The sequence below is a fragment of the Rhizocola hellebori genome, from assembly GCF_016862955.1.
Taxonomy (GTDB): domain Bacteria; phylum Actinomycetota; class Actinomycetes; order Mycobacteriales; family Micromonosporaceae; genus Rhizocola; species Rhizocola hellebori.
This window is the reverse complement of the sequence record NZ_BONY01000075.1, coordinates 38655-45624: the sequence shown is the minus strand read 5'-3', so window position 1 is coordinate 45624 and position 6970 is coordinate 38655. Positions and strand designations below refer to the sequence as shown.

The following is a 6970-nucleotide window of genomic DNA, read 5'->3' as shown; positions in this document are numbered from 1 at the left end:
CATTGGACCACCAAGACCTCCCCTTCGAACGACTCGTCGAACACCTCCGACCCACCCGCTCCCTGGCCCGCCACCCCCTCTTCCAGATCGCCCTGTCGAGGGCGGACCTCGCGCCTACCTCGACGCCGTTGGCGGGCCTGGAGACGGTGCCGGAACCCACCCGCCTGAGCATCGCCAAGTTCGATCTCGAAATCACCGTCGCGGACGAGCCGGTGGAAGGTGAGCTGGCCATCGGGCTCGGTTACGCCACCGACCTGTTCCGCCACGAGACCGTCGCCCTGCTCGGCAAGCGCCTCGCCATGGTGCTCGCCACGGCCGCGCAGCGTCCGGAGACCAGGCTGAGCCGGATCGACCTCACCACCGATGAGGAACGGCGCTGGCTGACCAAGCTCAACCAGACCGGCGCCGGGTCGGTGCCGTGCACGGTGGTCCAGGCCTTCGACGAGCAAACAGCCCGCACCCCGGATCGGATCGCCGTCACCGACGGCACCACCGAGCTGACCTACACGCAGCTGCGAAGCCAGGCCGAACGGCTCGCCCACACCTTGCGCGCGGCGGGCGTCGGCAGCGAAACCGCGGTGCCGATCCTCATGGCACGGTCGGTGGATCTCATCGTGGCGATCCTCGCGACGATCAAAGCCGGGGGCGCGTACCTGCCCATCCACACCGCCTATCCGCTCGCCCGGATGCGTGCGGTCGTCGCGGCCAGCACCTCGCCGGTCATGCTGGTGGACAAGACATTCGGCGAGCACGACCTCGTCGCCGAGCAGGCCGGCACCGGCAGGCGCATCCTGACCTGTGAGACGGATCCCTCCGGCGACGCGGGCGAACTGCCGGTCGTCCAGCCCGGCCAGCTCTGCTACGTCATGTACACCTCCGGCTCCACCGGAGAGCCCAAGGGCATCCAGATCACCCATCAGGGCGTCGTCGACCTGGCCCGCGACCCGTCCTGGGCGATGCTGCCAGAAGACGTGGTGCTGATGCACTCGCCGCACGCCTTCGACGCCTCCACCTGGGAGATCTGGGGTCCGCTGCTGGCCGGTGGCCGGATAGTCGTGGCTCCACCCGGAGACATCGACGCAGCCGGGCTGCGCGGCCTGATCCAGACCCACGGCGTGAACCGGCTGAGCCTGACCGCCGGGCTTTTCCGGGTCATCGCGGAGGGTCCCGTCGACGCGTTCCAGGGGCTGTCCGAAGTCACCACGGGAGGCGACGTCATCTCGGCCGGCGCGGTCGAGCGCGCGTTGCGCAACTGCCCGGAAATGGTGGTGCGCACCACTTACGGCCCAACCGAAATGACCCTGTGCGTGACGCAGTATCCGTGGCGCTCCGGGCAACAGGTCGGCTCCACTGTCGCGCTTGGACAGCCGCTTTCCGGTACCCGACTGTATGTGCTGGATCAGTTCCTGCAGCCGGTTCCGGTCGGCGTCGCGGGCGAGCTGTACCTGGCCGGCGCCGGGCTGGGCCGTGGCTACGTCGGCCGGCCGGGCCTGACCGCCTCGCGCTTCGTGGCGTGCCCGTTCGGGCCCGCGGGCGAGCTGATGTATCGCACCGGCGATGTGGTGCGCTGGGAGCCCGACGCTCGCCTGGTCTTCCTGCAACGCTCCGATGACCAGGTGAAGATCCGCGGCTTCCGGATCGAGCTGGGCGAGATCGAGACTGCGCTGTCCGCGATCGCCGTCGTCCAGCAGGCGCTGGTGATAGCTCGCGAGGATCAGCCAGGAGACAAGCGTCTGGTGGCCTATGTGGTACCGGCCGACGCCGCGACCGTCGATGTGGCGCTGCTGCGGCGCGAGCTGGCTTCCCGGCTGCCTGACTACATGGTCCCGTCCGCCTTCGTTTCCATGGACGCCTTTCCGTTGACCGCCAACGGAAAACTGGACCGCAACGCGCTGCCGGCACCGGTCTACGAAACCACGGCCGATCAGGCAGCGCCCCAGACACCGCGCCAGCAGGCGCTGTGCCGGCTTTTCGCGGAGGTGCTAGGGCTGCCGGAGGTCGGCGTGAACGACAACTTCTTCGACATCGGGGGCCACTCCCTTTTGGCCACCCGGCTGGTGAACCGCATCCGATCCACCCTCGGCTTCGAAGTGGGAGTTCGCAAGCTTTTCGAGAACCCCACCGTCGCCACGCTCGAACCTCGCCTCGGTACCGCCGGGCCGGCCCGGCCCGCTCTACGGCGCCGGTCTTTGTCCGAGGACTAATCACCAACTCTGGAGAGGGAAAAACCATGACGATGCCGCCTGTCCTGCTCAAGGGCGACGAGCTGCTCGAGCACGACACCGGTGCTCAGTACGACACCTCACGCGACCTCTCGAAGTACCTGCTCATGCACTACGGCAGGCTCGAGGACCAGTTCGACCGCCGCAAGCACCCGCTCGCCGCCGCGCACGGGTACTGCCAGCGCCTTTCCGACCTACTACAAAACAGCGCACAGCGCACCAAGACCCCTGTGGCGCGTGCGTTCGACATCGGCTGCAACGTCGGTGGCCTATCTCATGCGCTGAGCCGCTGGGTGACCGACGAGGTGGTCGGCATCGATGTCAGCCCGCGTTCGATCAGCATCGCCAAGTCGCTGACCGAACACGGCAGCGGGACGTTCAGTGTCATCGAGCAAGGCCCGTTCTATCGCGAGGTACGCATTCAGGTCGCGGAGCCCAGCGAGCGCGCCCGGCTGACCTTCGAGGTGGGCGACGCGAACATGTTGCGGCCCAAGGGCGACCCGTTCGACGCCGTCATTCTGTCCAATGTGCTCGATCGGGTGTGGCAGCCGGTGGAATGCCTGCGCCGGCTCAGCGAATCCAACGACATCCTGCGAAGCGGCGGCCTGCTGATGGTCGCCTGCCCGTGGGCCTGGTTCGCCGAGTACAGCCACCCCAGCGAGTGGCTCGGCTCCGCCGCCACCCGCACCCCGAGTGCACAGGCGATGAAGGCGTTGCTGGAGAAGGACTTCGATCTGGTCACCGAGTCCGACGAGGCCGGTGTGCTTCGGGAGAACCCCCGCGAGTACGACTACTTCGAGTCGCATGTCACGGTCTGGCATAAGCGGTGAGCAGTCCTACTTTCCCACTGTCGTACGCGCAGCGGCGGCTCTGGTTCCTGCATCGGCTGGAGGGACCGTCGCCGACGTACAACATCCCGGTGATCACCCGCATCCACGAACACGTGGAGGTGGAAGCGCTGCGCGCCGCGTTGGCCGATGTGGTGCAGCGGCACGAAATCCTGCGCACCGTCTACCAAGAGGTTGACGGCGAGGCGGTCCAGCGCGTCCTGCCTCAGGACGCGACCCGGCTCGACTTCACGCACGAGACAGTCACCGAAGGGGGCCTCGACGCACGCGTCGAGGCCACCCTCGCCCGTACCTTCGATCTGTCCTGCGAGCTTCCGCTGTCGGTGCGGCTGTTCACCGTCGGCCCCAAGGACCATCTGCTCGTGGTGATCCTTCACCACATCGCGAGCGACGGCATGTCGATGGGTCCGCTGAGCCGTGACCTCACCACCGCCTACACCGCCCGCCTGGCCGGGTCCGCCCCGCAGTGGGAGCAGTTGCCGTTGCAGTACAGCGATTACGCGTTGTGGCAGCGGGAGTTGCTGGGCGGCGAGGACGATCCGGACAGCGAAGTCAGCCGCCAGCTGGCGTTCTGGCGACAGTCACTGGCCGGGCTGCCCGAAGAACTGGCGCTGCCCACCGACTTCCCCCGGCCCGCGCAGTCGTCCTACCGGGGCGGCGCGGTCGAGTTCACGGCGCAAGCCCAGGTGCACCAACGGTTGTCCGATCTGGCCAACACCGAACAGGTGACGCTGTTCATGGTGGTTCAGGCGGCCGTCGCGGCCCTGCTCACCCGGCTCGGCTGCGGCACCGACATCCCGCTGGGGACGGCGATCGCCGGCCGGGTGGACGAGGCGCTCGACGATCTGGTCGGGCTCTTCGTGAACTCACTGATCCTGCGCACCGGCACCGCTGGCGATCCCACCTTCACCGAGCTGGTGCGCCGGGTACGCGACACCGACCTGGCCGCCTTCGAACACCAGGACCTGCCCTTCGAGCGCATCGTGGAGGCTGTCCAGCCCACCCGGTCGCTCGCGCGGCACCCGCTTTTCCAGGTTTTCTTCATCCTGGCCAGCGGCGAGGCGCGTGACGTCGAGATGCTTGGGCTGCCGTGCACCACGCAACGGTCCTCGGCAAGCGACGTCGCAAAGTTCGATCTCTCGTTCTTCCTGGGCGAGCAGCGCGACAGCGACGGAACGCCGGGTGGGCTTCAGGGTTTGGTGGAATACTCCGCCGACCTGTTCACCCGGGCCGCCGCACAGACCATCGCCGGCCAGCTGGTGCGGGTGCTGGAACAGGTGGCCGCCGACCCGCACCTGCCGATCAGCCAGCTTGATCTGCTCGATGCGGACTCCCGGCACCGGCTGCTCACCACGGTCAACGACACGCAGGCGCCGCTGCCCGCGATCCGGCTGCTGGATCTGATCCAAGAGCAGGCGGCCAGCACACCTGACCAGATCGCGGTGGTGGCCGGGGACCGCGCGCTGACCTACCGCGAGCTCGATGAGCGGGCCACCCGGCTGGCCGTTCTTCTTCACCAGCACCGGGTGCGGCCGGAACGGTACGTCGCCATCGCCATGACCCGGTCGGAACACCTGATGGTGGCGATCCTGGCGGTCTGGAAGGCAGGCGGCGCTTACCTTCCCATCGACACGGGTTATCCCGCGGATCGCATCGCGTTCATGCTCGAAGACGCAAAGCCGGTGCTGCTGCTGACCGATCGGGAGTCCGTTGCCGGATTGCCCGAAACCGGTTGTCCCCAGCTCGTTATCGACGACTTGACGATGCCGGACGCCGAGCCCGCCACGGTGCTCGGGCCGGCCGCGACGCCCGCCAACGTCGCCTACGCGATCTACACCTCCGGGTCGACGGGCCGCCCCAAGGGCGTCGTGGTGTCCCACGCCAATCTGGTGAACTTCCAGCTCGCCATGCGAGACCGGTTGCGCCTGGGCCCGAAGGACCGGTTCGCTGCCCTGGCGACAGCGGCCTTCGACGCCTCGGTGAACGAGCTTTTCCCGCCGCTGGTCACCGGCGGCACCCTGGTGCTGGCGCCCAGTGGCATGGCGCGCGAGCCCGCCCAGCTGGCCCGGCTGATGGAGCGCCAGCAGGTCACCGCAATGCAGGCCACCCCGAGCCTGTGGCAGGCGTTGCTGGCCACGGTGCCGGAAACCTTGCTGGGGTTGAAGATGCTCAGCTGCGGCGAGGCGCTTTCCAGCCACCTTGCCGATCAGATGCGCAAGGTCGGCGAGGTCATCAACCTTTACGGCCCCACCGAGATCACCGTCTACGCGACCTCCACGGTGGTCGACGAGCGCCCCGGCCCGCCGTCCATCGGCTCTCCTATCCGCAACACCCGGGTGTACGTGCTCGACGGGTCGCTGCGGGTGGTGCCGGAGGGAACCGTAGGCGAGCTCTACCTAGCCGGCGCCGGGGTGACCCGCGGCTATCTGGCCCGGCCCGGCCTGAGCGCGGGGCGATTCGTCGCCGATCCCTACGGGACGCCGGGATCGCGCATGTACCGCACCGGTGATTTGGCCCGCTGGGCCCGGGACGGCCACCTGGAATACCTTGGCCGCACCGACGATCAGGTCAAGGTGCGGGGTTTCCGGATCGAGCTGGGTGAGATCGGGGCCGCCCTCGACGATCATCCCGATGTGAGCCGGTCGGTCGTGGTGGCTCGCGAGTCGCGGCCCGGCGAGCGGTCCCTTGTCGCCTACCTGGTACGCCAGGCCGACAAGGTGCCCGATGTCGACGCCGTCCGGGCTCACGTTGCCGCCCGGCTGCCCGAGTACATGATCCCGTCGGCCTTCGTGGTCCTCGATGCGTTGCCGCTGACCAACAACGGCAAGGTGGACCGGCGCGCACTGCCCGAGCCGGAGCGGCGCAACGGTGGCCGTCAGCCGTCCACCCCGCGCCAGCAGATCCTCTGCGACCTGTTCGCCGAGGTGCTCGCCGTGCCGCAGGCCAGTATCGACGACACCTTCTTCGAGCTGGGCGGTCATTCGCTGCTGGCCACTCGTCTGGTCAGCAGGATCGGCGCGGTTCTCGGCGTCGAGGTCAGCGTCCGCGACGTGTTCGCGGCCCCGACCGTCGCGCAACTCGACCAGCTTCTCGGCAGCAGCGAGTCGGCGTCGCTGGGCGCTGTGCTGACCTACCGCGGTTCCGGTGACCTTCCCCCGGTCTTTGTGCTGCCACCGGCCAACGGTCTCGGCTGGGGCTACTCGTCGATGCCGAAGCATCTGCCGGACGGTCACCCGGTCTACGCCTTGCAGGATCCGCGCCTGACCGGCGGGCCGGTCGATGCCCGCAGCGTCACCAGCCTTGCCGCCTATTACCGCGACCAGATCACGGCGAGGTGGCCCGATGGGCCTTTCCTGCTGATCGGCTGGTCGTTCGGTGGCACGCTGGCCCATCAGGTGGCCACGGATCTGCGCGCCCGCGGCGCGGAGGTGCCGCTGCTCGTTCTGCTGGACGCCTACCCGGGCGGCGACCGGCGCACCGAAATCCCCGAAGAACACGCGAACTATGCCGCACTGGACGGTCTCGCGGTCACCGACGCCGCCGACCGCAGGCAAAAGCTGATCGCGGCACAGAGCCCGCTCGCCTCGTTCGACGACGAGACGCTTGACCGTCTTGTCGCCGTGACAGCGGCGAACCTGCGGGCGATGGCCGACCACGATCCGGCCCGATTCGACGGGACGGTGCTCGGTTTCCGCGCGACCCGCGACTACCGGCCCGACGATTCATGGCGGCCATTCCTCACCGGCACAACGGAATTTCACAACCTGGACTGTGGACACCTCGACATCGTCAAGGCCGAGGTCATGTCCGGGATCGGACCGATCATCGGCGAGAGGGTGAGCAAAGTTGACTGAAATCACGGCCAAGATCCTGATCAGGAGCCGTCGGCGCATGTGGGGG

Annotated in this window: 3 protein-coding genes; all 3 read left to right on the top strand. The window is 68.2% G+C overall.

Annotated features, from left to right (window positions below):
- On the top strand, nt 1-2204 hold a 2204-nt coding region (locus tag Rhe02_RS38855; RefSeq protein WP_203913490.1), incomplete at its 5' end, for a non-ribosomal peptide synthetase.
- A gap of 26 nt (nt 2205-2230) precedes the next feature.
- Nucleotides 2231-3052: a class I SAM-dependent methyltransferase gene (locus Rhe02_RS38850; RefSeq protein WP_203913489.1), complete on the top strand. Its 822-nt coding sequence runs from the start codon at nt 2231-2233 to the stop codon at nt 3050-3052.
- Complete coding sequence (locus tag Rhe02_RS38845; protein WP_203913488.1) at nt 3049-6924, top strand: non-ribosomal peptide synthetase; 3876 nt, start codon at nt 3049-3051, stop codon at nt 6922-6924. Before Rhe02_RS38850 ends, Rhe02_RS38845 begins: the two co-directional genes overlap by 4 nt.
- The last annotated feature ends 46 nt before the right edge of the window (nt 6925-6970 follow it).

Excerpts from the sequence above, each read along its gene's own strand:
- Rhe02_RS38850 (WP_203913489.1), top strand. The coding sequence starts at position 2,231 with ATGACGATGCCGCCTGTCCTGCTCAAGGGCGACGAGCTGCTCGAGCAC.